Origin of the sequence: Dyella sp., assembly GCF_035277725.1 — a bacterium.
Lineage (GTDB): Bacteria > Pseudomonadota > Gammaproteobacteria > Xanthomonadales > Rhodanobacteraceae > Dyella_B.
Genome location: NZ_DATEJY010000048.1, coordinates 16,371 through 39,043, shown reverse-complemented (window position 1 = coordinate 39,043; position 22,673 = coordinate 16,371). Strand labels below are relative to the sequence as shown.

Genomic DNA, 22,673 nt, shown 5'->3' with positions numbered 1-22,673 from the left:
CTCCCTTCGGGGGAGGGGCTTCTCCTCTCGCACTTATCAGGCCAACAGGTTCACAATCGCCTCCACCCCGCCCTGCGACCATCGGCGGTGAAAGCTGCTACCCAATCGACTGCGCTGTAGACCTAAGGACTCTGCGATGAACGCGATGACGCACCTGCCGCCCGAATGGCATAACTGGATCCAGGAAAACCTCTCCCGCGGCTGTGCCCCGCAATCGCTGATCGACGACATGGTGCGCAATCATTTCGATCCGGTGTTCGCGCGCGCAGCGGTCAACGGCGTCATGAGCGGCCCCTTTGTTGCCGCAAGCAAACCACAACCGCAAGCCCAGTCTCCCGCCGGCTATGTGTATGAAAGGCCACGGCTGCACGCCGGCAATCTGATTCGCACGTCCGATCGCGACGTCCGTGTGGTTACGCGCGTGAATCGCCCGATGATCGCCGTGCTCGATGGCGTATTGAGCGAGGAAGAGTGCGATGAACTGATCCGCCGTTCCTCCGATAAGATGCGCCGCTCCACCACGGTCGATCCGCTTACCGGCAAGCACGAAGTCATCGCCGATCGCAGCAGCGAAGGCACCTTCTTCACCCTCAACGCCGATCCCTTTATCGCACGCCTTGATCGGCGCATTTCCGAGGTGATGAATTGGCCGGTCGAAAACGGCGAGGGCCTGCAGATCCTGCACTACGGCATCGGCGGCGAATACAAGCCGCACTTCGATTACTTCCCGCCGGAAGATCCCGGCAGCCAGGTACAGATGACCATCGGCGGGCAGCGTGTCTCCACCATGGTGATGTATTTGAACGAAGTGGAAGAGGGCGGCACCACCATCTTTCCCGAAATCGGCATGGAAGTCGTGCCGAAAAAAGGTTCAGCCGTCTATTTCGAATACACCAACAGCCAGAACCAGTTGGATCGCTTGACGCTGCATGGCGGATCGCCGGTGACACGTGGCGAGAAGTGGATCGTGACGAAGTGGATGCGGCAACGCAAGTACGGCGAAAGTGCTACGTGAACGTATATGTAGTGGGTGATTCATTGGACACTTAAACAGGAAGCTATTTCCATATGCAGGACAATCCGTATTCGCCTCCGACCGCAGCGCTGGTTTTACCGGTCGAGAACAAACCCAGTGCGCAAGCTCCATTTTTTGCTGTCTCGCCACTGAAACTTGTGTTGATGTCGATCTTCACGTGCGGGTTATACGAGCTGTATTGGTTCTACAAGAACTGGCAAAGCATCAAGCTTCGCGAAAAGGAGAATATTTCTCCTTTCTGGCGTGCTGTTTTTGGTGTCTTCTTTTGCTATTCCCTTTTTGACGAGATACGAGAATGGCAAAAAGAACATGGCAAGGGAGAAATGCCTGCCGGTTGGCTGGCAGCTGGATGGATTCTCTTAACGCTCGCGTACAAATTGCCGGGTCCCTTTGGATTGATCAGCATGGCCTCGGTAGCTTTTTTGATTCCCGTGCAGAAGGTCATCAACGACATCAACCGAATCGAAGCGCCCGAGCACGATCCCAATTCGAAAATTACTGGCGTAAATTGGATTGCTATGGTGCTGGGTGGTCTTCTGCTCGCCCTAGCCCTAGTGGGTCTATTCCTGCCTGACAACCCGGGTTGATCCATTAAACAGACGCCAGCAGTTGCGTAGGTTGGGTTGCGCCGCGCTCACCCAACCTATGACCACGGGATCATGAATTCGCGCCGTCCGCCTCAAGGTGGTAGTGCGTCGCAACTTCCACTTCCTTCTTCGAACCGAGAAACACCGGCACGCGCTGGTGCAAACCGGTCGGCTGCAGGCCAAGAATCGGCTCGCGTCCGGTGGTGGCCGCGCCGCCCGCCTGTTCGATGATGAAAGCCATCGGATTGGCCTCGTACATCAAGCGCAATTTGCCGCCTTTGCTCTTGATCTTGGCATCCAGCGGATAGAAGAACACGCCGCCGCGGGTGATGATGCGATGCACGTCGGCCACCATCGAGGCGACCCAGCGCATGTTGAAATCCTTGCCGCGCGGGCCGTCCTTGCCGGCAAGCAATTCGCCGATATAGCGCTGCATCGGCGGTTCCCAGTGACGCTGGTTCGACATGTTGATGGCGAATTCGGCAGTTTCCTCAGGGATGCGAATATCGCGGCGGCTGAGGGTGAAGCTGCCCACTTCGCGATCCAGCGTGAACTCGTGCGTGCCGTGGCCGAACGTCAGCACCAGCACGGTAGCGGGGCCATACACGACATAGCCCGCAGCGAGTTGCGTGGTACCGGGTTGCAGGAAGTGCTCAGCCTTTGGGTTGCTCACACCATCCGGGCAGCGCAGCACGGAGAAGATGGTGCCGACGGAAATGTTCACGTCGATGTTGGAACTGCCATCCAGCGGATCGAACAGCAACAGGTGATTGCCCTTCGGATACATGTCGGGAATCGGTTGCGGATCTTCCATCTCTTCGGATGCGCACGCGGCAAGCTGGCCGCCCCAGGCGTTGGCTTCCAGCAGGATCTCGTTGGAGATGACGTCCAGTTTCTTCTGTGCTTCGCCCTGGATGTTGCCAGTGCCCGCCTCGCCCAGCACCCCGCCGATGGCGCCCTTGTTGGTGGCCACCGCGATGCGCTTGCACGCACGCGCCACCACTTCGATCAGCAAGGTAAGTTCGGCGTTGATATGGCCGGCGCGGCGTTCTTCGATCAGGAATTGGATCAGCGAGATGGGCTTCATGGCGAACCTGCTGGCAAAGGGGCCGCCATTGTCCCGGCTAGGGCTTACGGAAGCCAGTCAACCGCCTGAATCTCTCGCCACCGTTGGCATCCCCTGCAAGGGTGGCGTCCTTTCGATGTGGTGCAGATCGAGATTCCCGCTTGCGCGGGAACGGCGTGGTGGGCTGCTGACAACACGCTGGCAGTAGCCGGGGCGCAAGCTTTCATTATCGAAAAGGAGGGACGATCATGCGCGACACGATTTATGTGCTGGTATTCGAAGGGTTTGCGGATTGGCAGGTGGCCTTGGCCCTGGCCGAAATCCGCCGCCCGGGGGAGTGGGAAGTACGCAGCGCCGGCTTCACGCGGGAGCCGGTCACATCGATGAGCGGGTTGCAGGTATTGCCCGATGTCAGCGTGGATGAGCTTGATCTGGATGCCGTCGCTTTACTGATTCTGCCGGGCGGGCATCTGTGGTTGCCTTCTCAGCTTGAGCAGACGGCAGCTGTGGCGCGACGCGTCTACGAAGCGGGAGCACCGGTGGCGGCCATCGATCAAGGCGTACCGGCGTTGGCGCGTGCGGGTTTGCTCGACCATTGCCGCCACACCGGCAACTGGCCGGCACAGATAAGCCGTGAAGCCCCCGGGTACACCGGCCACGATCAATACGATGCCAACGTGCTCGCCGTCAGCGATGGTGGCGTGATCACTGCCAGCCATCTGGGCAGCATCGAATTCGCGCGGGAAATCATCCATACGCTGGATCTGTACAACGCCAGCGACCGCGAACACTGGTACCGGCTGTTCAAGCATGCGGTGCCGCCGCCGTGGTTTGCCGGCCAGCCTATCGAAGTCGTTCGCGCAGCGTAAGGGGCTCACATGACTACCAAGAACTTCGTCGATCGTCTGTTGGCCGCGTACCGGCCGATGTATCTGCGGGGCCTGTTGATGGATGGCCAATATCGCCTGCCCGTGCCGCAGGAACAGCAGGAAGAGAAGCCCGAAAAAGGCAATCGCATCGTGCAGCTCACACCGGCATTCGAGCCGGAACGCAAACGCGTGCTGGTCTTGCCGGCCGCCGCTTCCACCAGCTTGCGCATGCGTTCGACGGATGAACCGTCGGGCGGCTTGAGCGGCGCATAACTCATCACTCGAGGATTGATCATGCAAAAGACCTATCACGGCAGTTGTCATTGCGGCGCAGTCAAGCTCGAAGCGGAGATCGATCTTGCGCAAGGCACGGGACGTTGCAACTGCTCCATCTGCAGCAAGGCACGGCAGTGGGGCGTCATCGTGAAGCCGGATGCGTTCCGGCTCATCAGCGGCGAAAGAGAGCTTTCCGACTACCAGTTCGGCAGCCACAGCATGCATCACCTGTTCTGCAAGCACTGCGGCGTCAGGCCCTACGGCAAAGGCAATCTCGACGTGCTGGGCGGCGAGTTTTACTTCGTCAACGTGTTCTGCCTGGATGACGTGGAACCCGCGGAGTTGATTGAGGCCCCGATGCATTTTTCCGATGGACGCAACAACAATTGGCAAAACGCGCCGGCTGAAACGCGGCATCTATAAACCTTCCGTTCAAAGGTGACGACATGAACCGCAAGATCGTTTTCTATCACGCACCCAATAGCCGTTCGGGCGGCACGTTTTCATTGCTTGAAGAATTGAATGCCGATTACGAACTGCACCTGGTCAACTTGAAGGCTGGCGAGTCGCGCCAGCCGGACTATCGGGCGATCAACCCGATGGGCAAAGTGCCGGCGATCCGGCATGGCGATGTACTGATCACCGAGCAGCCCGCGGTATTCCTGTATCTGGCCGATTTGTATGCGGAGGCAGGATTGGCTCCGGCGATCGACGATCCGCTGCGTGGTGCTTACCTGCGCTGGCTGGTGTTCTACGGCTCGTGCTTCGAGCCGGCGCTGGTCGATCGCTCGCTCAATCGCGAACCCGCGCCGCCTTCCACGTCGCCCTATGGCACCTGGGACGACGTCGTCAATACTTTGCAATTGCAGTTGGCCAAGGGGCCGTACATGCTCGGCGAGCGGTTCACCGCGGTGGACGTGCTCTGGGGCGGTGCGTTGCATTGGACCACCCTGTTCAAGCTGGTGCCGGAAACACCGCAGATTCGCGCCTACATCGATCGCGTGATCACGCGCCCGGCGATGCAGCGCGCGGCAGCCAAGGATGCTGAGTTTCTGGCTCAGCAGGCGGCGTGAGATGCACGCGAAGTGCGCGAGGCTGGGTTATCCAAGCGGCCGTCATTTCCACTCTCGCGGGAATGACGGCCGGGAGGGAACGCGCACTTTCACAGCCATTCTTCGTCCGAGGGGTGCAGCGCATGCCGACGTCTCACGCACTGCGACGACCCTGCATGACTTCGGACGCTGGTCCGTAAGGTCAACCTGGGCGATCATGCACGGATGCGTCGTGCTGATCGCCTCTTCCTCATCATCAATGCCCTGCGTGGTCGTCGTACCGCGCTGCAGGCACGCCAGCTCGCGGAAATGCTGGGGGTATCGCTGCGCACGGTCTATCGCGACGTGGCAGACCTGCAGCTCTCGGGCGTACCGATCGAAGGCGAAGCCGGCGTCGGCTACATGCTGCGCAAGGGCTCGGACATCCCTCCGCTGATGTTTACCGCCGAAGAACTCGAATCGCTGGTGGTCGGCACGCGCTTCGTCCGCGCGTTCGCAGGCGAAAAGCTGGCCGCCGGGGCGCAAGCCGCGCTGATGAAGATCGAAGCGGTGCTGCCGCCGGAACTCCGCGAACGGTCCTCGCGCACGCGCATCTATGCGCCGATCTGGCGCGACGAACACTCCACCGCCTTTGCCGCACGCATCGATCAATTGCACGCCGCGATCGAAGCGCAACACGTGTTGCGCCTGCTCTACAAAGACGAGGCGGGCCGCGCCAGCGAACGCGAGGTGGAACCGCTATGCCTGGCGTTCTGGGGCGGCAAATGGACCCTCGGTACCTGGTGCCGGCTGCGCAAGGACTTTCGCAACTTCCGGCCGGATCGCATCGATCGCATGGACAAGACCGGCGAGGTGTTCCAGACCGCACCGGATCGTGATCTGGGCTCCTACATGCAGGCGATGCGCGGGTATTACTCGGGGCTGGAGTAGGTTGGGGTGCGAACCCCAACATCGAGATATATATCCACGTGGGGAAGTTGGGGTTTGCACCCCAACCTACGCTACCCTGCGCCCACCAGGGCCACCGCAGGAGTCACCCCATGTCGTCAGGCGTGCGTCATCCGTTGTTGTCGATTGCGCCGGCCAAACTGCGCCCTACCCAGATGACCGTGGGCAAGGCGGAAGTAGCGGAGAAACGCGCGCAATGGGAAAAGCTCGGCAAGAAGAAGCGCAAGGAGCTGCTCGCCGCGCACTGGTTTCCTGGGGTATTGGGGCCGAAGCATCAGGTCTACATCGTCGATCACCATCACCTTGGCCTTGCCCTGTGCGAGGAAGGTGTCAAGGAGGTGCCGGTGATGATCCAGCGCGACTTTTCCTGGCTGGATGCGGACGTGTTCTGGCGCACCATGGAATTCAACCGCTGGGCCCATCCGTATAACGAACACGGCCAGCGGCAGGAATACGATGCGATTCCGCGCAACCTCACGGATCTGGCGGATGATCCCTATCGCACCTTGGCCGCGCGCGTGCGCGTCGCGGGCGGTTACGCCAAGGACGCCACGCCCTATTCGGAATTCCTGTGGGCGGAGTTCTATCGGCGCAACGTGAAACTCAAGGGTGAGCGCGTGACGTCCAAGCAGTTGCAGGATGCCTTGCTGCTCGCCCATTCGCACGAAGCGGCGTATCTGCCTGGGTGGAGCGGACAAATCCAATGAGTACCGCCACCTCGTCGGCCCCCATCGCCGACGTGCTGGCCGGCTTGGGGATAGCGGGTCTGCTGCTGCCCGAGGCGGTGGCCTACTCCGGTATCGCGGGCATGCCACCGCAGGCCGGTGTGGTGGCGTTGTTGGTCGGCTTGGTCTGCTATGGATTGCTGGGTACCAGCCGTTTCGCGATCGTGTCGTCGACCTCGTCCTCTGCGGCGGTGCTGGCAGCCGGCACGCTTTTGCTGGCCGGCGGCGGCGTGAATCGCGTGGCCGTTGCCGCCACGCTGGTGTTGTTGGGCGGCGGGTGTTTTCTGATTGCAGGCGTGGCGCGCCTGGGTGGTCTGTCGCATCTCATCGCGCGTCCGGTGTTGCGTGGCTACACCTTCGGGTTGGCGATCGTCATCGCGCTCAAGCAATTGCCGCATCTGGGCGACTGGCCGGGTCTGCACGGCGATTTCGTTCCCCTGTTGATCGTGGATCTGGTGCGCACCTCTGGGCAGGTACACGCCGTAACGCTGGCCACGGGCGTGCTGGCCTTGTTGCTGTTGTACGCGTGCGAGCGCCTGCGCCGCGTTCCGGGCAGTCTGCTGGTGATTGCATTCGGCGTGGCCGCATCCGGCTGGTTGGCGGCCCACGGCGTGCCGCTCACGGGCGTGATCGACCTCAAGCTGAGCATTGGCATGCCGATGTGGCCCACCAGTGGCCAATGGTTGCCGAGCGTGGAACTGGCGGCGGCTTTGTTGCTGATTCTGTATGCCGAGTCGTACAGCTCGATCCGCGGTTTTGCGTTGAAGCACAACGACACGGTGGCGCCGAATCGCGACCTGCTGGTGCTGGGCGTGGCGAACGTGTTGAGCGGCTTGTGCCAGGGCATGCCGGTCGGCGCCGGTTATTCCGGCACCTCCGCCAATGAAGCGGCGGGCGCGCAATCGAAGCTGGCCGGGTTGATTGCCGCGGCCACCGTGCTGTTGATGGTGTTGCTTCTGTTGCGCTGGATCGAACGCATTCCGCTCGCCGTGCTGGCCGCGATCGTGATTCACGCGGTCAGCAAATCGTGGCGCCTGTCGGTGTTCCGCCCGTATCTGCAATGGAAGCGCGATCGCCTGCTGGCACTTGCCGCGGTGATCGCGGTGCTGTCGCTCGGCATTCTCAACGGCTTGTTGTTCGCGATCGCCTTCAGCCTGATCTTGCTGCTGCGCCAGCTCGCTTCGGCGCGCGTCAGTGTGCTCGGCCGTCTTCCCGGCAGCCATGATTTCGTGGACATCGCGCAGCACCCGAACGCGGTGCAGCCATCGGGCATGCTGATCTTGCGCCCGGAAGAACCGCTGTTCTTCGCCAACGCCGAAGCGGTGATGGCGCTTGCGCGCAAGCAGCTGGAAGCACGCGGAAACGTGAAGCAGGTAGTGCTGAGCCTGGAAGCCTCGCCCGATCTGGACAGCACCGCGCTCGAATCGCTCGGCGATTTTTCCGGCTGGCTGCAGGCGCGCGGCGTCACGCTGCGCGTGGCGCGCGTGAAAGATGAAACCCGCGCCTTGCTGCTGCGCGCCGCCCTGCCCCAGCTTTCGTCACAGGCATTGGATAGCTGGAGCGTGGAAGATGCCGTGTCGGCTTCCATGGCCGCGATGTCTTCCACAGGAAATCCAACGCAGTGAAACACGCCTCTCGTATCGGCAGCCTCGTTGCAGGCTTGCTGCTGACCATGCCGGCCTTCGCGCAGCAACAAACCGCGGACGCACATTTCAAGCATCTCTACGAGCAGGAATGGGCCTGGCGTACCGGACAAGCCGGCGTGAGCGCTTCCGGCGAAGCGCAGCCGAACAACGGCCGCCTCGACCAGGTCGATGCCAAGCGCCAACAGGAGCGGCTCGATTACTGGCAGAAAGTCATGCGCCAGCTGGATGCGATCAACCCGAAGGAGCTTTCGCCCGCGCAGCAGGTGAACGACGCGATCTACCGCGAGCAGATCCGCAACTTCATCGCCGACCAGCAGTTCAAGCAATGGCAGATGCCGTTCAACAGCGACTCGGCGTTCTGGAGCGAACTCGACGGCGACCTGGGCGCCGATTCGCTGCACAACGAAACCGACTATCGCCGCTACGTCGATCGATTGGGACAGGTGCCCGCGTATTTCGACCAGCAAATCGCCAACATGCGCGCCGGCTTGAAGCGCGGCTTCAGCGTGCCGAAGGCGGTCCTGGCAGGACGCGATGTTTCCATCGCTGCCGTCGCCGACGTGAAAGACCCCACGCAAACGTCTTTTTACGAGCGGCTGCAGCACATGCCGTCGAACATCCCGGCGGTGACGACCGCGGCAATCCAGGCGGACGCTCGCGAGAAGATCAACCGTGCCGTTATTCCTGCCTATCAAAAGCTGCTCGCTTTCTTTCGCACCGAATACGTGCCGCAAGCGCGCAGCACACTTGCGGCGGAAGCCCTGCCCGACGGCAAGGACTATTACCGCCAGCAGATCCGCGAATACACCACGCTCGATCTGGACCCCGACACCATCCATCAGATCGGCCTGGCGCAGGTGGACAAAATCCACGCCCTGATGCTCGACACCATGCACGCCACCGGCTTCAAGGGCAGCTTCGCCGACTTTCTGCATTTCCTGCGCACCGATCCGCAGTTCTACGCCAAGACGCCGGAGGAACTGCTGGGCAAGACCGCCTGGGTGACCAAGGAAGTGGATGGCCAGCTTGGCAAGTTCTTCGGGCATCTGCCGCGTTCGCGCTTCACCATCGAGCCGGTGCCGGATGCGATCGCGCCGTATTACACCTCCGGCCGCGGCGGCCCGGACGTCTATCTGGTCAACACCTACGACCTGCCCTCGCGCCCGCTCTACAACATGCCGGCGCTGACCTTGCACGAGTCGTATCCCGGCCATGCGCTGCAATTGGAGTTGGCGGAAGAACAGCACGACCAGCCCGCATTCCGCCGCAACAGCTACATCTCCGCCTACGGCGAGGGCTGGGCGTTGTACGCGGAATACCTTGGCAACGAGATGGGCATCTACAAGACGCCCTACCAGCGCTTCGGCTATCTCACCTACCAGATGTGGCGCGCCTGCCGCCTGGTGGTCGACACCGGCATCCACCACCTCGGCTGGACGCGCCAGCAGGCGATCGACTACATGACCGAGAACACCGCGCTGTCCGACCGCGAAATCGCCAATGAGGTCGACCGCTACATCAGCTGGCCCGGGCAGGCGCTGTCGTACGAGCTGGGTTACTTGAAGATGCTTGATTTGCGGGCCAAAGCCGAGAAGGCGCTGGGGCCGAAGTTCGATCTGCGTGCGTTCCATGACACGGTGCTGTCCATCGGCTCGGTACCGTTGCCGGTGCTGGAGCAGCGCATCGACCGCTTTATTGCCGAGGGCGGCCCGGAGCCGGACTACGGCTGCGATTGCGCCAAGCATTGAGCGCGCGGCCAAGCCGCCGTAGGTGGGTTAGCGCAGCGTAACCCAACATTTTCCAGCGGTATCGTTGGGTTACGCAGCGCTAACCCAACCTGCACTGCCCCGATGGTCAAGGCTTGGCACAAACTTCACAGATGAAGTAGTATGCATTTAAACTTTATCGGGAGAGTCAGCCATGACAGCCCATGCCCTCCATCATCGGCTCGCCCCGGCCGAAGAAATGAGCGGCCCCGCCCTGCGCGCCTTCTTCAACATGGCCGAGCGCTGGAACCTGCGCATTACCGAACAGCGCAGGCTGCTGGGCGAACCACCCGAGTCCACGTTCTACAAGTGGAAGCGTCACCAGGACGGCACGCTGGGACGCGATACGCTGGAGCGCATCAGTTATTTGCTCGGCATCTACAAGGCGCTGCAGATCCTGTTTCCCAATCACGAACAAGCCGACGCCTGGCTGCATAAACCCAACCGCTCGCCGCTGTTCGGGGGGCAATCGGCGTTGGATCGCATGTTGTCGGGCAACGTGGCTGATCTGTACGTCGTTCGGCAATACCTGGACGCGCAACGCGGCTGGTAAGCCGCCAGCAAAACTACTGCGCGAGCGACGTTTTGCCAGCGGCTTGGTGGTATCGGTCGCAGTTGGCGAGAAGCCGTTTCGGCACCATTCCCCTCAACGTCGAACAGGGACGAATACCGATGCTGCGGTGATGTGCCGCGGACCACGCCATGCCTACCGACACGCCTCCCCTACGCCGCATCCGCTGGACGCATGCCTATCGCATCGTGCCGAGCCGCTTTCCGCCGGCTGGCTTGTTCGATCGCATTGCCGATCCGGCCGACATGGATGCGATCTTCGCCATTGAAGCGATGACCAATCCGCGCCTGCGCGAAGAGGCCGATGCGTTACGCCTGGTGCCACGGGATCGACGCATCAGCGGCCCGGGTTCGACGCCGGTGATGGCCGCATTCACGCATTTGAATCCGGAAGGCAGCCGTTTTTCCGACGGCACCTGGGGCGTGTTCTATGCGGCGCGCAACGTGATCACCGCCGTGGAAGAAACCGTGTACCACCGCGAGCGCTTTCTTGCGGCCACGTCGGAACCTGCATGCGATGCGGAGATGCGTTGTTACCGCACCAGCATCGATTGCAAGCTGCACGATATTCGCGGCGGCTGGATGCAGGCGCATGATCCGGACAGCTACGCCGACAGCGTCAAGCTTGCGCGCAGGCTGCTTGAAGAAGGTTCCAACGGCATCGTGTACAACAGCGTGCGGCATCGCGGTGGTGAATGCCTGGCGGCGTTTTATCCCGATGTCGTTGCACCGTGCGTGCAGGCGCAGCACCTGATCTATCGCTGGGATGGCCAGCATATTGCGCAAGTGCTTGAAGTGAACGAACTGAAGCGCCGTTGATGCAGTCGTGATGAGCGTGGCGGGATTATGATCGTCACTTCAACGATCGACCCGGGACCCTCATGAAGCTCCTGCTATCGCTGTTGCTTGCCCTGGCACCTTGTTTCGCGTGCGTCGCGCAGACCAACCATGCGCAGTGGAACGCGGCGATCGAGGCGTTCGAATCCTCCGATCGCGCCAATCCGCCGCCGCAGCATGCGGTGTTGTTTATCGGCAGTTCGTCAATCGAGCATTGGAAATCCGTCGCGGCGGATTTTCCGGAGGTCAAAGTCATCAACCGCGGCTTTGGCGGCTCGGAGCTGAGCGACTCCACCTATTTCGCCGACCGCATCGTCAAGCCCTACCATCCGCGCGCGATCGTTTTGTATGCGGGCGACAACGATTTGTTTGATGGCCACACGCCGCAGCAAGTACACGACGATTTCGTGGCGTTCGTGGCCAGGGTGCGTTCGTTCGATCCAGGTGTGGCGATCGCCTTCGTGGCGATCAAACCGAGCATGGCGCGCAAGGCGCTGTTGCCGAAGATCAAACAGGCGAATGCGCTCGTACGTAATTACGCATCAACGCAAAAGAACGTGACGTATATCGATGTGTTTACGCCAATGCTGGGAGCGGATGGCCAGCCGCAGCCGAAATGGTTTATCGAAGATGGGCTGCACATGAACCGCGCGGGCTATGCGCTGTGGATCGCGTTGCTCAAGCCATGGGTGGATGCGCACGGGCAATGAGGTGATTTGTAGGTTGGGTTACCCCCGGATCAAGTCCGGGGTAACCCAACCTACGCGACAACTGGCGGATCAAGTATCCGCGTCCGTCGCAAACCCTTCACGCGTACCGCGATGGAACACGCGATCACTCTCCAGCACATCCGCTGCCGCATGCGCGGTTTGCCGCTTCAACTTGGCATAGATGGGCGTGAAGTCTGGCCGCGTGGCATCGAACAGTTGCTCGAAGCTGTCGATCACGAAATACGTCTGCTGATAAGTATCGATGCGGTAGCGCGTGTTCATCACGCGCTCCAAACCGAAGCCGATGCGGTTCGGCGCGGGTGAATCCAGGCAGTAGATCGATTCGCCCTTGGAGCTGACGATGCCCGCGCCATAGATGCGCATGCCTTCGCTCGTGTTGATCAGGCCGAATTCCACCGTGTACCAGTACAGGCGCGTCAGGTTCATCAGCGCTTCGGGGCCGATGCCGAATGCCTTCATGCCGCCACGGCCATAAGCCTGCATGTAGTCGGCGAAGATCGGGTTGAGCAGTAGCGGTACATGGCCGAACAGGTCGTGGAACAGGTCCGGTTCGCTCAGGTAGTCGAGCTGTTCGGGCTTGCGGATCCACCAGGACACCGGGAAGCGCCGATGGGCGAGGTGGTCAAAAAACACTTCATCCGGCAGCAGGCCCTCCACCGCGACCAGTTCCCAACCGGTGGTCTTGCCGAGCACCTGGTTGAGGTCGGCGAATTTGGGAATGCCGCCATCACCCAGGCCGAAGCGTTCGACGCCTTCCAGGAATTCGCGGCAGGCCCGGCCGGGCAGCAGTTCGCGCTGGCGCTTGTACAACGTGTCCCACACCTCGTGGTCGGTGCGGCTGTAGCCGGACCAGGGCTGCTCCACCACACCGGTGGCGTAGACGGGGACATAACCACGGTCGGTCTGCTGGTGTTCGACGCGGCGCGGGGGGCTGGACGTATCCATCGACGGCTCCAAAAAAAGACGTGTGGCTGATCAATAGGATACGTCCCACATCGCGCATGTTCCTTGTTTTGTTGTGCGAAAAAGCGCCATGCGCGCAATAATCGTGCGCCAGATGATCATGAATCGGAGATATCGTGCATGGTTACCCTGGATCGCACCGACTTGCGTGTGCTGGCCGTGTTGCAGGCCGAAGGCCGCATCACCAATGCCGAGCTGGCCGAACGGGTGAACCTGTCGCCCTCCGCCTGCCTGCGTCGCCTGCAGCGGCTGGAGGAGGAGGGCGTGCTCACCGGCTACAGCGCGCAGGTGGATCCGGAAGCCGTGGGGCTGGGCTTGCAGGCGTTCGTGCGCGTGCAGCTCACCCGCCACGAAAGCGAGGTGATCGAGCGCTTTGTAGAGCGAGTCAATGGCTGGGATGAGGTGGTGAGCTGCTACGCGCTCACTGGCGACATGGACTACCTCATGCATATCTACGTGGCCGACCTGCAGCATTTCTCGCGCTTCCTGCTCGATCGGCTGCTCAACGCCTCCGGCGTGGCGGACGTGAACTCAAGCTTCGTGTTGCGGACGGTGAAGCGGGCAGGGGCCTTGCCGCTGACACAGCTGGAGCCGTAGGTTGGGGTGCGAACCCCAACGTCACGATGCATGCATACACGGCAATGCTGAGGTTCGCACCCCAGCCTACGATGCGGCGCTTTCGCCCGTGGCCACCCATGGCATGCGACCGTCACACCGCCGAATGCGCAACGCCAGGAACGCTGCCACCACACCCGTCGCACCGGCGATCACGAACGGCGTGAGATAGCTGCCCAATTGCACGCGCAGCACGCCCGCCATGAAGGCTGCCGTCGCTGCGCCCACCTGGTGCCCTGCCACGACCCAGCCGAACACCACCGGCGCATCGCGTTCGCCGAACGCATCGGTGGTAAGGCGCAGCGTGGGCGGCACGGTGGCGATCCAATCCAGCCCGTAGAACACGCCGAACAGCGACAGGCTGTACAGCGAGAAATCGGAATAGGGCAGATACATCAGCGACAGGCCGCGCAGTCCGTAGTAGACGAACAGCAGCTTGCGCGGGTCGAAGCGATCGGTCAGCCAGCCGGATGCGGTGGTGCCGATCAAGTCGCACACGCCCATCATCGCCAGCACGCCGGCCGCGCGCACTTCCGCAATGCCGTGATCGCCACACATCGCGATGAAGTGCGTGCCGATCAGGCCGTTGGTGGTGAAGCCGCAGACGAAGAAGGTCGCAAACAGCAGCCAGAACACGCCGCGCTTGCTGGCGCGCTGCAAGGTGCCCAAGGTCAGCGCGAACAGATTGCCCGACGACGCACTCGCCTCGATCGGTTCATTTGGTGCCGCGCCATACCGTGTCAGCCCGATATCAGCAGGACGCTCCGGCATCAGCCACAACACCAGGGGCAGCAACAACGCGCAAACCGCCGCGATGGTCAGCACCACCGGCCGCCAGCCGGCGTATTCCGCAATGGCGGCCAGGCCAGGCAGAAAGATCAGCGTGCCGGTCGCGGTGCTGGCGGTGAGCAAACCCATCATCAGGCCGCGATGCGTACTGAACCAGCGGCCCACCACGGTGGCGCCCAACACCACCGCCACGCAGCCGGTACCGGCGCCTGACAGCACGCCCCAGGTCAGCAGCAAGTGCCAGGGCCGCGTCATCAGCGCACTGGATGCCGCCGCCACTGACATGACCGTGAGCGCGATCAGCAGCACGCGCTTGATGCCGAAGCGCTGCATCAGCGCGGCGGCGAACGGGCCCATCAGCCCATAAAGCAGGATGCCGACGGCGGCTGCGGAGGAAATATCATCCCGGCTCCAGCCCAAGGCGCGGCCCAGCGGCAGCATCAGCACGCCGGGCGTGGCGCGCATGCCGGCCGAGGCCAGCAGCGCCAGAAACACCACGGCGACCACCACGAAAGCATAGTTTTGGCCGAATGACCGGCGGCGCTGTATAGTCATGTTACCGATCGGTACGGGACGGAAGCGCAGAGTACGTACCGATCGGTAACATTGTCAACCAGCCCGTTTATGGCCATGCGTTCTAAACCTTCCCCGGACACTACCACCGAAACCCCGCGACGCGCGGCAGACCGTATCCGCGATACCGCGTTCGATCTGTTCTACCGCGAGGGCATCCGCGCCGTCGGCGTGGAGGAAATCGTCAACCAGGCCGGCGTCACCAAGCCCAGCCTGTATCGTGCGTTCGAGTCGAAGGACGAATTGATTGCCGCCTACCTGCGCGATTACGACCAGCGCTTTTGCGAGCGCTTCGAGGCGCCCAGCGCCGAGCATCCCGACGATCCCAAGGCGCATCTGCTGGCGTACGTGGATCGGTTGTCCAGGCGCGCCAGCCGCGATGGCTATCGTGGCTGCGGCCTTACCAATGCGGTCATCGAATATCCCGACCATGACCATCCTGCGCACCAGGTCGCCGTGGAGAGCAAGCAAAACCTGCGCGAGCGATTGCGCGAAATGTGCCGCAGCATGGGTGCGCGCGATCCGGACGAGCTGGCCGATGGGCTGATGCTGCTGATCGAGGGCAGCTACGTGTCCGGCCAGACCTTCGGCGAAGGTGGGCCGGCACGCGTGCTTGGCGTGATGGCGCGGCGGTTGATCGACGCGTCGATGTAGCGGGTTGCGCCAACGTGTCTGCAGGCGAGCCGGATGTTGCACTGCCGATAGGACGTCGTTAACGCTAAACTAACCGCTGATGAGCATCGACGCCGTTTCCACCCCCGACCGTGACCTGCTGCGCCCACTGCGTTACCTGTGGCGCGTCCCGCTGCTGCTGGTGCACATAGTGCTTGGCATCATGCTGTGCGGGTTCATCCTCACCTGGCGCCGCCACGACGTCATGAAGAACGGGCGCGAACCGTTCACCCACCGCATGATCCGCGCCTGGTCCACCGGACTGATGCGCATCTTCGGCTTGCGCTCCGTGCGCGTCGGGCAGCCGTTGCGCGATCCGGTGCTGTTCGTCGCCAACCACACCTCGTGGATCGATATCGAGCTGCTGCATAGCCAGCGCGCGGCTTGCTTCGTGGCCAAGGCGGAAATCGCCAGCTGGCCGCTGGTTGGCTGGCTGGCGGCGAGCGGCGGCACCATCTTCCATCGGCGCGGCAGCAACCATTCGCTGGCGGCGGTGATGCAAGTGATGGTGGAACGCATGCGCGCCGGCCGTGCTGTGGCGGTGTTCCCCGAAGGCGGCACCGGCCACAACGGCGTACTGAAAGTGTTCCACGCACGTATCTTCCAGGCCGCGCTCGATGCCGACGTGCCGGTGCAGCCGGTAGCGTTGCGCTTCGTGCGCGATGGCAAGCGGCAGATCGATGCCGGTTTCCGCGACAGCGAGAACTTCCTGCAGAATTTCCTGCGCATGCTCGGCGGCGCGCCGATGGATGCGGAAGTGCATTTCCTGGAACCCGTGCCGGCCAGTCCCGAAGGTCGCCGTCGCATGGCCGATTTGTCGCGCGAACGCATCGCCGCCGCGCTTGAGGATCGTGCTTAATGTTGAGCAGGCCCCTCCCGCAAGGACGCGATTTTCAGCCGTCGTGGCCGCTGACCAGCGGGCATATCCAGACCATGCTCTCTTCCAGCGGCGTGCGGCGCACGCTGCTGCCGCGTCGCGCGTACCGCGTGCTGGATGGCGCGCAGGAAGTGATGGTGGATGGCGGCAACGGCATTCGCTTGACGGGCTCTTTCACCGCACAGACAACGCAACAGGCATCGCGCGGTTTGGCGGTACTGTTCCACGGTTGGGAGGGCAGTGTCGATTCCACGTACGTGCTGCAAACCGGCAGCCGTTTGCTGGACGACGGCTGGGATATTTTCCGCCTCAACTTTCGCGATCACGGCGAGAGCCACGGACTCAACGAAGCGCTGTTCCATTCCTGCCGCATCGATGAAGTCGTGCATGCGCTGGGCGATATCACGCGCCGCTGGCCTGCACGCGTGATGGCACTGGCAGGGTTTTCGCTCGGCGGCAACTTCGCACTGCGCGTGGCGATGCAGGCGCCGGCGCACGGCATTCCGCTCAACTATGCGCTGGCGGTGTGCCCCATTATCGATCCCAGCGAAGGTTTGTTCTCGCTGGAAGAATCCGCGCCGTGGTTCTACCAGGCGTATTTCATGAACAAGTGGCGGCGCTCGTTGCGCGCCAAGCAGAAAGCATTTCCGGAAGTGCAGTATTTCGAGCTTCAGGAATTGAAACAGAACCTGCGTGGCCTGACCGAATCGCTGGTTTTGCGCCACACCGATTTCGGTTCGCTCGAAGCCTATCTGGACGGCTATTCGGTAGCAGGCCGCATCCTGCAGCAGATGCAGATCCCGGCCACCATCCTGACTGCGCGCGATGATCCGGTGATTCCGGTCGCGGCGTTTGAAAAGTTGGAAGTGCCGAGCAACGTTGAACTCGATATCGCCACCTACGGCGGACACTGCGGCTTTATCCGCGGCTGGGACATGACCAGCTTCTGCGACGACTACATCGCTGCACGTTTCAACGCGATCGCCGATTCGTAGGTTGGGGCGCGAACCCCAACATCGTGATGCGTGGGAGACGACAATGTTGGGGTTCGCACCCCAACCTACGCATCCGCAGGCACGCAGCGCCCTTGCGCCCAGGCCCGCAAGCTGGCGACTTGCTCGTGCATCAATACCGACAGCGGTTTGGTCGTTTGCAAAGCATGCAGCAACGTTGCCTGATCAAGCGCACCGTCATTGCCGCTGGCATCGTAAAGCGCGCTGACGATGGCCTGTTCGATTTCCGCGCCTGAAAAGCCGTCACTCGCTTGCGCCAGCGCGTCCAGATCGAATTCGCCGGTATCGAGCTTGCGCCGCTTCAAATGCATGGCGAAGATCGCCGCGCGCACCTCAGGCTTGGGCAGGTCGACGAAAAAGATTTCATCGAAGCGCCCTTTGCGCAGCAGTTCCGCCGGCAATTCGTGCACCGCGTTTGCCGTGGCGACCACGAACACTTTGGCTTTGCGCTCCGCCATCCAGGTCAGCAGATAGCCAAGTACGCGCCGCGACACGCCGCCGTCTTCGCCACCACTGGCGAGGCCTTTCTCGATTTCATCGATCCACAGCACGCAAGGCGCCAATGTTTCGCAGCTAGCCAGCGCTTCGCGCAGGTTCTTTTCGGTTTCGCCCTGATATTTGTCGTAGAGCGAACCGAAATCCATGCGCACCAGCGGCACGCCAAAGCCGCCAGCGATCGCCTTGGAAACCAGGCTCTTGCCGCAACCCTGCACGCCCAGCAGCAACACACCCTTGGGTGGATCCAGCGCCGGCTTTGGGCTGGGATCGAGAAAGACCGTGCGCCGCCGCTGAACCCATTCGCGCACCTGGCTGACGCCGGCGACATCGGCAAAGGTGGCCGTGGCGTATTCGTAATGCAGCAGGCCCGAGCGGTTGAGCAGTTCGAACTTGGCCTTCATCAATTCGGGCAGGTCGCTGGCGTTGAGCGCACCGTCGTTATAGATCAGCTTGCGCACGATGCGCCGCGCATCCGGCCCGCTCAGACCGACCAGGTTGCGCACGATGGTGCGCGCCGCTTCGTTGTCCACTTCCAATGTGCGGTTGTGTTCGCGCTGCCACGCCGTGGCTTCGCCGCGCAGGATGCCGGCGAGTTCCTTGATGTCGGGCAGGGCCAGTGGCACGCGTGTGGCGAGCGCATCCAGTTCCTGCGGCAACTCCACTTTCGCGCCGACCAGCACCAGCGTGTGCGGGGCGCAGCGCTGGCGCTGCACGATCTCGCGCATCTGCCGCAGCGTGACGGCGTATTGCAGGCAGGGTTGGAAGTCGAACAGCAGATAGATGCTGCGTTGTTCGGCTTCGCGGATGGCGTGGAGCGTGGAGGTGGCGTCGGCCGCCACCTCAAGTGTGCGCGGGCCGTTGAAGTCCAGCCTTTCCAGGCCATCGGTCAGCGTCCAGCGCCACAGCGGATGCAGTGCCTGGGCGATGACATGGCGAAAACATTCGATGACCCGCTGTTCGTCGATCGTTTCAATCACCAGCAACGGCGTTGCCGCACGCACCAGTGTACTCAGGTCGTCCAACTCGCTCATGCTCCCTCCCGCAAGGGCGACTAAGGTAGCAGAGCTGTCACGACTGGATCATGGCCCGGGCGTTACGCTCGCTGCGGACAAGCGCCGGCTTGCCCCGCTCGACCCTGCCCCAGACTGGCGGCGTTCGATAGCGTTGGAGATGTCTCATGCAGCTACGCAGCGATAACTTCCTGCACGGTCAGCCGATTCCGCCGCAGCTGGCGTTCGCCAGGCTCGGCAAGCCGGTGTCTTTATCGGATAACGTGAGCCCGCACCTGGCCTGGAAAGACGCACCGGCAGGCACGCGTTCGTTCGCGATCACCTGCATCGACAACGACGTGCCGAGCAAACCCGATGACGTCAACAAGGAAGGCCGCACCGTGCCGCCGGATCTGCCGCGTGTGGAATTCGTGCATTGGCTGATGGCGAACATTCCAGTCGAATGCGGCGAGCTGGCCGAAGGCGCCTGCAGCGACGACATCACCCCGCGCGGCAAACCGCAGCCGTATGGACCGCCCGGCAGCGTGCAAGGTGTCAATAGCTATACCGATTGGTTCAAGGGCGACGTGCAGATGGAAGGCACCTATCTGGGCTACGACGGCCCGTGCCCGCCCTGGAACGATTCGCTGGTGCATCACTATCACTTTCGCGTTTACGCGCTGGACACGCAGTCGTTGCCGTTGATGCACGGGTTCTCACTGGAGGAACTGCGCGCTGCGATGGCCGGACACGTGCTGGCGGAGGCCTTGCTCACCGGCACCTACAGCCTCAATCCCAGCGTGGCCGCCTGAGCCCCCGTTCGCAGAACCAAAGCCGGAAACAGCAATTTTCACGCCAGCACGGCACGCTGTATGGCACATGGAAAACGGGCCGCGACAGGATGTCCTTAGGATCGAGGAGGAATGCTGGCATGTTGCACTACGCCCTGGTCTTTCTGGTCATCGCTGTGATTGCTGCCCTGCTTGGTTTTACCGGCATAGCCGGTACGGCCGCGTGGATTGCCAAGGTGCTGTTCGTGCTGTTTCTGGTGCTGGCGGTCATCGCCTTTTTCCGCCGGACCAGCTGAACAATGTGAGAAATGATTCAGCCAACAGCGCGGCAAACCGTTAGAGTGAACTTTCTTGATCTCACGGAGCAACGTCATGAACAACGAAGTCCAGACGAACGACAACAACGTCCACGGACGCATCGACCAAGGCGCCGAGCGCATCAAACAAGCCACTTCCGATGCCGTGGCGAGCAGCAAGGAAAAATTCGATCGCGCTGCCGATCGCGTCGAAGAACGCGTGCATCACGCCACCGACAAGGCCGCGCACGCTGCCAACCGCGCCAGCGACAAAGTCGCCGAGGCCACCGAGCGTGGGCGCGAAGCGTATGACCATGCCAGGGAACGCGCCGACGAATGGCTGGAGGAAGTGCGCGAATACGTGCGCGAAAAACCTGTGCAAGCCGTAGCCATTGCCCTTGGCGCCGGCTGGCTGCTCGGCCGCATTCTGCGTCGTTGAACTTGGCCGGTTACTAGGCACGGAGGCGGGCGATGCACGATTCCGTGCGCGACAACCAAGCAGATGCGCAGCCGGAGCCAGGCAGCGAAGCAGCATCGAGCGGCTTGCTCGACGATCTTGGCCGGCTCGCGCGCGCAGTACGCAGCCTGTTCGGCGCGCAGCTGAGCCTGCTCGCGGCGGAACTGGGATTGGCTCGCAGCGCCGTGTCCTGGCTGCTCGCGGCGGGCCTGGGCGCCACCATTGCCGGCGTGGGGCTCGGGCTCACTCTGCTCAGCTTGATCGGCTTTCTGCTGGCCAAGTGGCTGGGTTCATGGATCTGGGCGCTGGCTGTGCTTTCGGTGCTGGAAGTGCTGGTGTTGTTCGGCACCATCCTGCTGTTCCGCCGCTGCATGCATTGGATGAGCCTGCCGGGGACGCGGCAGGAATGGCGTGCGATCATGCGCGACACGGTCTACAAGGCCGAGCGCGATATCGATACCGGCAAGGGGGTCTGACATGAGCTTGTTCAAGCAACTGGCGAGAGTGGACCAGGCGCGCCAGCGTGTGGCCCAGCACCGCGAGGAAATGGCCAGGCCAGCCGCCGCCCTGCTGGAACGCGGCTATCACCATCCACTTGCCACGGTAGGTGCCGCTGCCGGCGCAGGTTTCGTGCTCGGCAGCCTGGGCGTAGGCCCGCTGCGGGTGCCGGGGCTGATCACCTCCGTAAGCGCCGGCTTGGCGGAAGTGGTGGCGTACGGCACGCGCCTGATCGCCGAAATGGGCATGGACGACGGCACCTACGCCAGCGACAGCGACGAACCATGACCGCCATCGACCCCACGGCGCGGCCAAGCGTGGCCCCCGTGGACGAAGCACCGCACGGAACGCCGTCCGCGCGGGTTTCCGCCGGCGTGGCGAAACAGATGCAGCAGGCCACGCGGGGCGTCTATCGCCTGCGCGGCCATTTGCGCGCCATCCGCATGACGCTCAACGCGCTGCTGATCCTCGCCCTGCTCTACACCGTCACCCTGATCAAAGCGTTGATCATTCCGCTGGTGCTGGCTGCCTTCATCGGCCTTGCGCTGAACCCCATCGTCGCGCGCGGCACGCGCCACCACATTCCGCGCTGGCTCGGCGCGAGCGTGTTGATGGTCACGCTGATGGCGGGCATCGTCGCCGGCATCAGCATGCTGACCCAGCCCGCCTTGAGCTGGCTGCATAGCGCGCCGTCGCAGATCCGCAGCTTTGTTCCCAAGCTGCAGCACCTCACTCGTCCGCTGGAAGCAGCAAGCCGCGCCACGCAGACCTTGGTCAACGGTCATCCAACCTTGTCAGCCCAGAATCCTGGCGACGTCGCGATCAGCGCGTGGGACGTGTTGGCCGGCGCACCGAAAGTACTGGCCGCCGTGCTCACCGTGTTGTTGCTGGTGTATTTCTTCCTGGTCTATGGCGACCTCATTCTGCGCCGGCTGGTCGAGATCGCTCCCAGCTTCGGTTACAAGCGACACGCGGTAAGCATCGTGCGCGGCATCCAGACCGAAGTGTCGCGCTACATCCTCACTACGATACTCATCAACGCATCGCTCGGCATTGCCACCGCCGGCATGCTGTACCTGCTGCACATGCCTGACCCGCTGCTATGGGGCACGGTGGCGATGTTCGCCAACTTCATTCCCTACGTGGGCGCAATCGTCACCACCGCTACCTTGCTGTTCGTAGGCTTGATTCATTTCGAAGTGCTGGCCGATGCCTTGTTGCCAGCCGTGTGTTTTGCCGGCATCACGGCAGTGGAGGGCAACTTGATCACGCCATGGATACTTGGGCGACGCATGCGCGTCAGCCCCATCGCGATCCTGATCTGGCTGTTGATCTGGGGTTGGCTGTGGGGCGTACCGGGTGCCTTGCTCGCGGTGCCTATGCTAACCAGTGCGAAGCTGATCGCCGAGCGTGTGCGCGGATGGGAGTGGTTCGCACGCATGGTGCAACGCTGAGGCGAACCACCTTCTTATCCGAATCGGTGTAGGTTGGGGTGCGAACCCCAACATCGCCATCTCCATGCATTGCGATGTT

Annotated in this window: 27 protein-coding genes; 23 read left to right on the top strand and 4 right to left on the bottom strand. The window is 62.3% G+C overall.

The annotated features are described in order from the left end of the window. Positions 1 to 136: 136 nt before the first annotated feature. Together VJR68_RS04180 and VJR68_RS04175 are read left to right on the top strand one after the other, a co-directional pair. Positions 137 to 1,015, top strand: coding sequence for a 2OG-Fe(II) oxygenase (locus VJR68_RS04180; protein ID WP_324146293.1), 879 nt, complete (start codon positions 137 to 139; stop codon positions 1,013 to 1,015). 53 nt (positions 1,016 to 1,068) lie between these two features. After that, positions 1,069 to 1,623: a DUF4234 domain-containing protein gene (locus VJR68_RS04175; RefSeq protein WP_324146292.1), complete on the top strand. Its 555-nt coding sequence runs from the start codon at positions 1,069 to 1,071 to the stop codon at positions 1,621 to 1,623. Between the two features lie 70 nt (positions 1,624 to 1,693). Here VJR68_RS04175 and VJR68_RS04170 read toward each other — a convergent pair whose 3' ends face one another. Further along, the gene (locus VJR68_RS04170) at positions 1,694 to 2,710 is read right to left on the bottom strand and encodes a class 1 fructose-bisphosphatase (RefSeq protein ID WP_324146291.1); all 1,017 of its coding nucleotides are present in this window, start codon (positions 2,708 to 2,710) and stop codon (positions 1,694 to 1,696) included. A 227-nt stretch (positions 2,711 to 2,937) separates the two neighbouring features. Between VJR68_RS04170 and VJR68_RS04165 the strand changes: the two genes are divergently transcribed. From VJR68_RS04165 to VJR68_RS04115, 11 genes are all read left to right on the top strand, one after another. Then, a complete protein-coding gene (locus VJR68_RS04165) occupies positions 2,938 to 3,558 on the top strand; it encodes a DJ-1/PfpI family protein (RefSeq protein WP_324146290.1) in 621 nt (206 codons plus the stop codon). 9 nt (positions 3,559 to 3,567) lie between these two features. Next, positions 3,568 to 3,831, top strand: coding sequence for a hypothetical protein (locus VJR68_RS04160; RefSeq protein WP_324146289.1), 264 nt, complete (start codon positions 3,568 to 3,570; stop codon positions 3,829 to 3,831). 21 nt (positions 3,832 to 3,852) lie between these two features. Then, positions 3,853 to 4,257 (top strand): GFA family protein, encoded by a 405-nt coding sequence (locus VJR68_RS04155; protein WP_324146288.1) that lies wholly within the window; start codon positions 3,853 to 3,855, stop codon positions 4,255 to 4,257. A 23-nt stretch (positions 4,258 to 4,280) separates the two neighbouring features. After that, entirely contained in the window at positions 4,281 to 4,907 is a 627-nt protein-coding gene (locus VJR68_RS04150) for a glutathione S-transferase (RefSeq protein ID WP_324146287.1), read from the top strand. A gap of 204 nt (positions 4,908 to 5,111) precedes the next feature. Beyond that, a complete protein-coding gene (locus VJR68_RS04145) occupies positions 5,112 to 5,816 on the top strand; it encodes a YafY family protein (RefSeq protein WP_324146286.1) in 705 nt (234 codons plus the stop codon). A gap of 110 nt (positions 5,817 to 5,926) precedes the next feature. Further along, the gene (locus VJR68_RS04140) at positions 5,927 to 6,541 is read left to right on the top strand and encodes a ParB-like protein (protein ID WP_324146285.1); all 615 of its coding nucleotides are present in this window, start codon (positions 5,927 to 5,929) and stop codon (positions 6,539 to 6,541) included. After that, entirely contained in the window at positions 6,538 to 8,184 is a 1,647-nt protein-coding gene (locus tag VJR68_RS04135) for a SulP family inorganic anion transporter (RefSeq protein WP_324146284.1), read from the top strand. Before VJR68_RS04140 ends, VJR68_RS04135 begins: the two co-directional genes overlap by 4 nt. Before the next feature lie 47 nt (positions 8,185 to 8,231). Further along, complete coding sequence (locus tag VJR68_RS04130; protein ID WP_324146301.1) at positions 8,232 to 9,953, top strand: DUF885 domain-containing protein; 1,722 nt, start codon at positions 8,232 to 8,234, stop codon at positions 9,951 to 9,953. 172 nt (positions 9,954 to 10,125) lie between these two features. Next, a complete protein-coding gene (locus tag VJR68_RS04125) occupies positions 10,126 to 10,524 on the top strand; it encodes an MbcA/ParS/Xre antitoxin family protein (RefSeq protein WP_324146283.1) in 399 nt (132 codons plus the stop codon). Between the two features lie 149 nt (positions 10,525 to 10,673). After that, complete coding sequence (locus tag VJR68_RS04120; RefSeq protein WP_324146282.1) at positions 10,674 to 11,360, top strand: RES family NAD+ phosphorylase; 687 nt, start codon at positions 10,674 to 10,676, stop codon at positions 11,358 to 11,360. Between the two features lie 62 nt (positions 11,361 to 11,422). Continuing rightward, positions 11,423 to 12,088 carry an SGNH/GDSL hydrolase family protein gene (locus VJR68_RS04115; protein WP_324146281.1) on the top strand — a complete coding sequence of 222 codons (666 nt, stop codon included), beginning with the start codon at positions 11,423 to 11,425 and terminating at the stop codon, positions 12,086 to 12,088. A gap of 69 nt (positions 12,089 to 12,157) precedes the next feature. Here the strand turns inward: VJR68_RS04115 and phhA are convergent, their stop codons facing one another. Beyond that, entirely contained in the window at positions 12,158 to 13,054 is an 897-nt protein-coding gene (gene phhA / locus VJR68_RS04110) for a phenylalanine 4-monooxygenase (RefSeq protein ID WP_324146280.1), read from the bottom strand. A 138-nt stretch (positions 13,055 to 13,192) separates the two neighbouring features. On the opposite strand from phhA, the gene VJR68_RS04105 reads away from it, so the two are divergent. Next, positions 13,193 to 13,669 carry an Lrp/AsnC family transcriptional regulator gene (locus VJR68_RS04105; RefSeq protein WP_324146279.1) on the top strand — a complete coding sequence of 159 codons (477 nt, stop codon included), beginning with the start codon at positions 13,193 to 13,195 and terminating at the stop codon, positions 13,667 to 13,669. Between the two features lie 66 nt (positions 13,670 to 13,735). Here the strand turns inward: VJR68_RS04105 and VJR68_RS04100 are convergent, their stop codons facing one another. Continuing rightward, positions 13,736 to 15,031 (bottom strand): MFS transporter, encoded by a 1,296-nt coding sequence (locus tag VJR68_RS04100; RefSeq protein WP_324146278.1) that lies wholly within the window; start codon positions 15,029 to 15,031, stop codon positions 13,736 to 13,738. Positions 15,032 to 15,106: 75 nt separating this feature from the next. Here VJR68_RS04100 and VJR68_RS04095 point away from each other — a divergent pair, with 75 nt between their 5' ends. The 3 genes from VJR68_RS04095 (at position 15,107) to VJR68_RS04085 (ending at position 17,593) form a co-directional block, all read left to right on the top strand. Continuing rightward, on the top strand, positions 15,107 to 15,703 hold the full coding sequence (locus VJR68_RS04095; protein ID WP_324146277.1) for a TetR/AcrR family transcriptional regulator: 597 nt from the start codon (positions 15,107 to 15,109) through the stop codon (positions 15,701 to 15,703). Positions 15,704 to 15,782: 79 nt separating this feature from the next. Next, entirely contained in the window at positions 15,783 to 16,580 is a 798-nt protein-coding gene (locus tag VJR68_RS04090) for a lysophospholipid acyltransferase family protein (RefSeq protein WP_324146276.1), read from the top strand. Next, positions 16,580 to 17,593: a YheT family hydrolase gene (locus VJR68_RS04085; protein WP_324146275.1), complete on the top strand. Its 1,014-nt coding sequence runs from the start codon at positions 16,580 to 16,582 to the stop codon at positions 17,591 to 17,593. The genes VJR68_RS04090 and VJR68_RS04085 overlap by 1 nt, the downstream gene beginning before the upstream one ends. 65 nt (positions 17,594 to 17,658) lie before the next feature. Here the strand turns inward: VJR68_RS04085 and VJR68_RS04080 are convergent, their stop codons facing one another. Continuing rightward, positions 17,659 to 19,140, bottom strand: coding sequence for an AAA family ATPase (locus tag VJR68_RS04080; RefSeq protein ID WP_324146274.1), 1,482 nt, complete (start codon positions 19,138 to 19,140; stop codon positions 17,659 to 17,661). A 146-nt stretch (positions 19,141 to 19,286) separates the two neighbouring features. On the opposite strand from VJR68_RS04080, the gene VJR68_RS04075 reads away from it, so the two are divergent. From VJR68_RS04075 to VJR68_RS04050, 6 genes are all read left to right on the top strand, one after another. Continuing rightward, positions 19,287 to 19,910 carry a YbhB/YbcL family Raf kinase inhibitor-like protein gene (locus VJR68_RS04075; RefSeq protein ID WP_324146273.1) on the top strand — a complete coding sequence of 208 codons (624 nt, stop codon included), beginning with the start codon at positions 19,287 to 19,289 and terminating at the stop codon, positions 19,908 to 19,910. Between the two features lie 119 nt (positions 19,911 to 20,029). Continuing rightward, on the top strand, positions 20,030 to 20,185 hold the full coding sequence (locus tag VJR68_RS04070; RefSeq protein ID WP_324146272.1) for a DUF1328 domain-containing protein: 156 nt from the start codon (positions 20,030 to 20,032) through the stop codon (positions 20,183 to 20,185). Between the two features lie 76 nt (positions 20,186 to 20,261). After that, positions 20,262 to 20,624 carry a hypothetical protein gene (locus VJR68_RS04065; RefSeq protein WP_324146271.1) on the top strand — a complete coding sequence of 121 codons (363 nt, stop codon included), beginning with the start codon at positions 20,262 to 20,264 and terminating at the stop codon, positions 20,622 to 20,624. A gap of 32 nt (positions 20,625 to 20,656) precedes the next feature. Then, a complete protein-coding gene (locus VJR68_RS04060) occupies positions 20,657 to 21,118 on the top strand; it encodes an ABC transporter ATP-binding protein (RefSeq protein WP_324146270.1) in 462 nt (153 codons plus the stop codon). A gap of 1 nt (position 21,119) precedes the next feature. Next, positions 21,120 to 21,428 carry a hypothetical protein gene (locus VJR68_RS04055; RefSeq protein WP_324146269.1) on the top strand — a complete coding sequence of 103 codons (309 nt, stop codon included), beginning with the start codon at positions 21,120 to 21,122 and terminating at the stop codon, positions 21,426 to 21,428. Further along, positions 21,425 to 22,594, top strand: coding sequence for an AI-2E family transporter (locus VJR68_RS04050; RefSeq protein WP_414647732.1), 1,170 nt, complete (start codon positions 21,425 to 21,427; stop codon positions 22,592 to 22,594). The genes VJR68_RS04055 and VJR68_RS04050 overlap by 4 nt, the downstream gene beginning before the upstream one ends. The last annotated feature ends 79 nt before the right edge of the window (positions 22,595 to 22,673 follow it).

Excerpts from the sequence above, each read along its gene's own strand:
- VJR68_RS04180 (WP_324146293.1), top strand. The coding sequence starts at position 137 with ATGAACGCGATGACGCACCTGCCGCCCGAATGGCATAACTGGATCCAG.
- VJR68_RS04175 (WP_324146292.1), top strand. The coding sequence starts at position 1,069 with ATGCAGGACAATCCGTATTCGCCTCCGACCGCAGCGCTGGTTTTACCG.
- VJR68_RS04170 (WP_324146291.1), bottom strand. The coding sequence starts at position 2,710 with ATGAAGCCCATCTCGCTGATCCAATTCCTGATCGAAGAACGCCGCGCC.
- VJR68_RS04165 (WP_324146290.1), top strand. The coding sequence starts at position 2,938 with ATGCGCGACACGATTTATGTGCTGGTATTCGAAGGGTTTGCGGATTGG.
- VJR68_RS04160 (WP_324146289.1), top strand. The coding sequence starts at position 3,568 with ATGACTACCAAGAACTTCGTCGATCGTCTGTTGGCCGCGTACCGGCCG.
- VJR68_RS04155 (WP_324146288.1), top strand. The coding sequence starts at position 3,853 with ATGCAAAAGACCTATCACGGCAGTTGTCATTGCGGCGCAGTCAAGCTC.
- VJR68_RS04150 (WP_324146287.1), top strand. The coding sequence starts at position 4,281 with ATGAACCGCAAGATCGTTTTCTATCACGCACCCAATAGCCGTTCGGGC.
- VJR68_RS04145 (WP_324146286.1), top strand. The coding sequence starts at position 5,112 with ATGCGTCGTGCTGATCGCCTCTTCCTCATCATCAATGCCCTGCGTGGT.
- VJR68_RS04140 (WP_324146285.1), top strand. The coding sequence starts at position 5,927 with ATGTCGTCAGGCGTGCGTCATCCGTTGTTGTCGATTGCGCCGGCCAAA.
- VJR68_RS04135 (WP_324146284.1), top strand. The coding sequence starts at position 6,538 with ATGAGTACCGCCACCTCGTCGGCCCCCATCGCCGACGTGCTGGCCGGC.
- VJR68_RS04130 (WP_324146301.1), top strand. The coding sequence starts at position 8,232 with ATGCCGGCCTTCGCGCAGCAACAAACCGCGGACGCACATTTCAAGCAT.
- VJR68_RS04125 (WP_324146283.1), top strand. The coding sequence starts at position 10,126 with ATGACAGCCCATGCCCTCCATCATCGGCTCGCCCCGGCCGAAGAAATG.
- VJR68_RS04120 (WP_324146282.1), top strand. The coding sequence starts at position 10,674 with ATGCCTACCGACACGCCTCCCCTACGCCGCATCCGCTGGACGCATGCC.
- VJR68_RS04115 (WP_324146281.1), top strand. The coding sequence starts at position 11,423 with ATGAAGCTCCTGCTATCGCTGTTGCTTGCCCTGGCACCTTGTTTCGCG.
- phhA (WP_324146280.1), bottom strand. The coding sequence starts at position 13,054 with ATGGATACGTCCAGCCCCCCGCGCCGCGTCGAACACCAGCAGACCGAC.
- VJR68_RS04105 (WP_324146279.1), top strand. The coding sequence starts at position 13,193 with ATGGTTACCCTGGATCGCACCGACTTGCGTGTGCTGGCCGTGTTGCAG.
- VJR68_RS04100 (WP_324146278.1), bottom strand. The coding sequence starts at position 15,031 with ATGACTATACAGCGCCGCCGGTCATTCGGCCAAAACTATGCTTTCGTG.
- VJR68_RS04095 (WP_324146277.1), top strand. The coding sequence starts at position 15,107 with ATGCGTTCTAAACCTTCCCCGGACACTACCACCGAAACCCCGCGACGC.
- VJR68_RS04090 (WP_324146276.1), top strand. The coding sequence starts at position 15,783 with ATGAGCATCGACGCCGTTTCCACCCCCGACCGTGACCTGCTGCGCCCA.
- VJR68_RS04085 (WP_324146275.1), top strand. The coding sequence starts at position 16,580 with ATGTTGAGCAGGCCCCTCCCGCAAGGACGCGATTTTCAGCCGTCGTGG.
- VJR68_RS04080 (WP_324146274.1), bottom strand. The coding sequence starts at position 19,140 with ATGAGCGAGTTGGACGACCTGAGTACACTGGTGCGTGCGGCAACGCCG.
- VJR68_RS04075 (WP_324146273.1), top strand. The coding sequence starts at position 19,287 with ATGCAGCTACGCAGCGATAACTTCCTGCACGGTCAGCCGATTCCGCCG.
- VJR68_RS04070 (WP_324146272.1), top strand. The coding sequence starts at position 20,030 with ATGTTGCACTACGCCCTGGTCTTTCTGGTCATCGCTGTGATTGCTGCC.
- VJR68_RS04065 (WP_324146271.1), top strand. The coding sequence starts at position 20,262 with ATGAACAACGAAGTCCAGACGAACGACAACAACGTCCACGGACGCATC.
- VJR68_RS04060 (WP_324146270.1), top strand. The coding sequence starts at position 20,657 with ATGCACGATTCCGTGCGCGACAACCAAGCAGATGCGCAGCCGGAGCCA.
- VJR68_RS04055 (WP_324146269.1), top strand. The coding sequence starts at position 21,120 with ATGAGCTTGTTCAAGCAACTGGCGAGAGTGGACCAGGCGCGCCAGCGT.
- VJR68_RS04050 (WP_414647732.1), top strand. The coding sequence starts at position 21,425 with ATGACCGCCATCGACCCCACGGCGCGGCCAAGCGTGGCCCCCGTGGAC.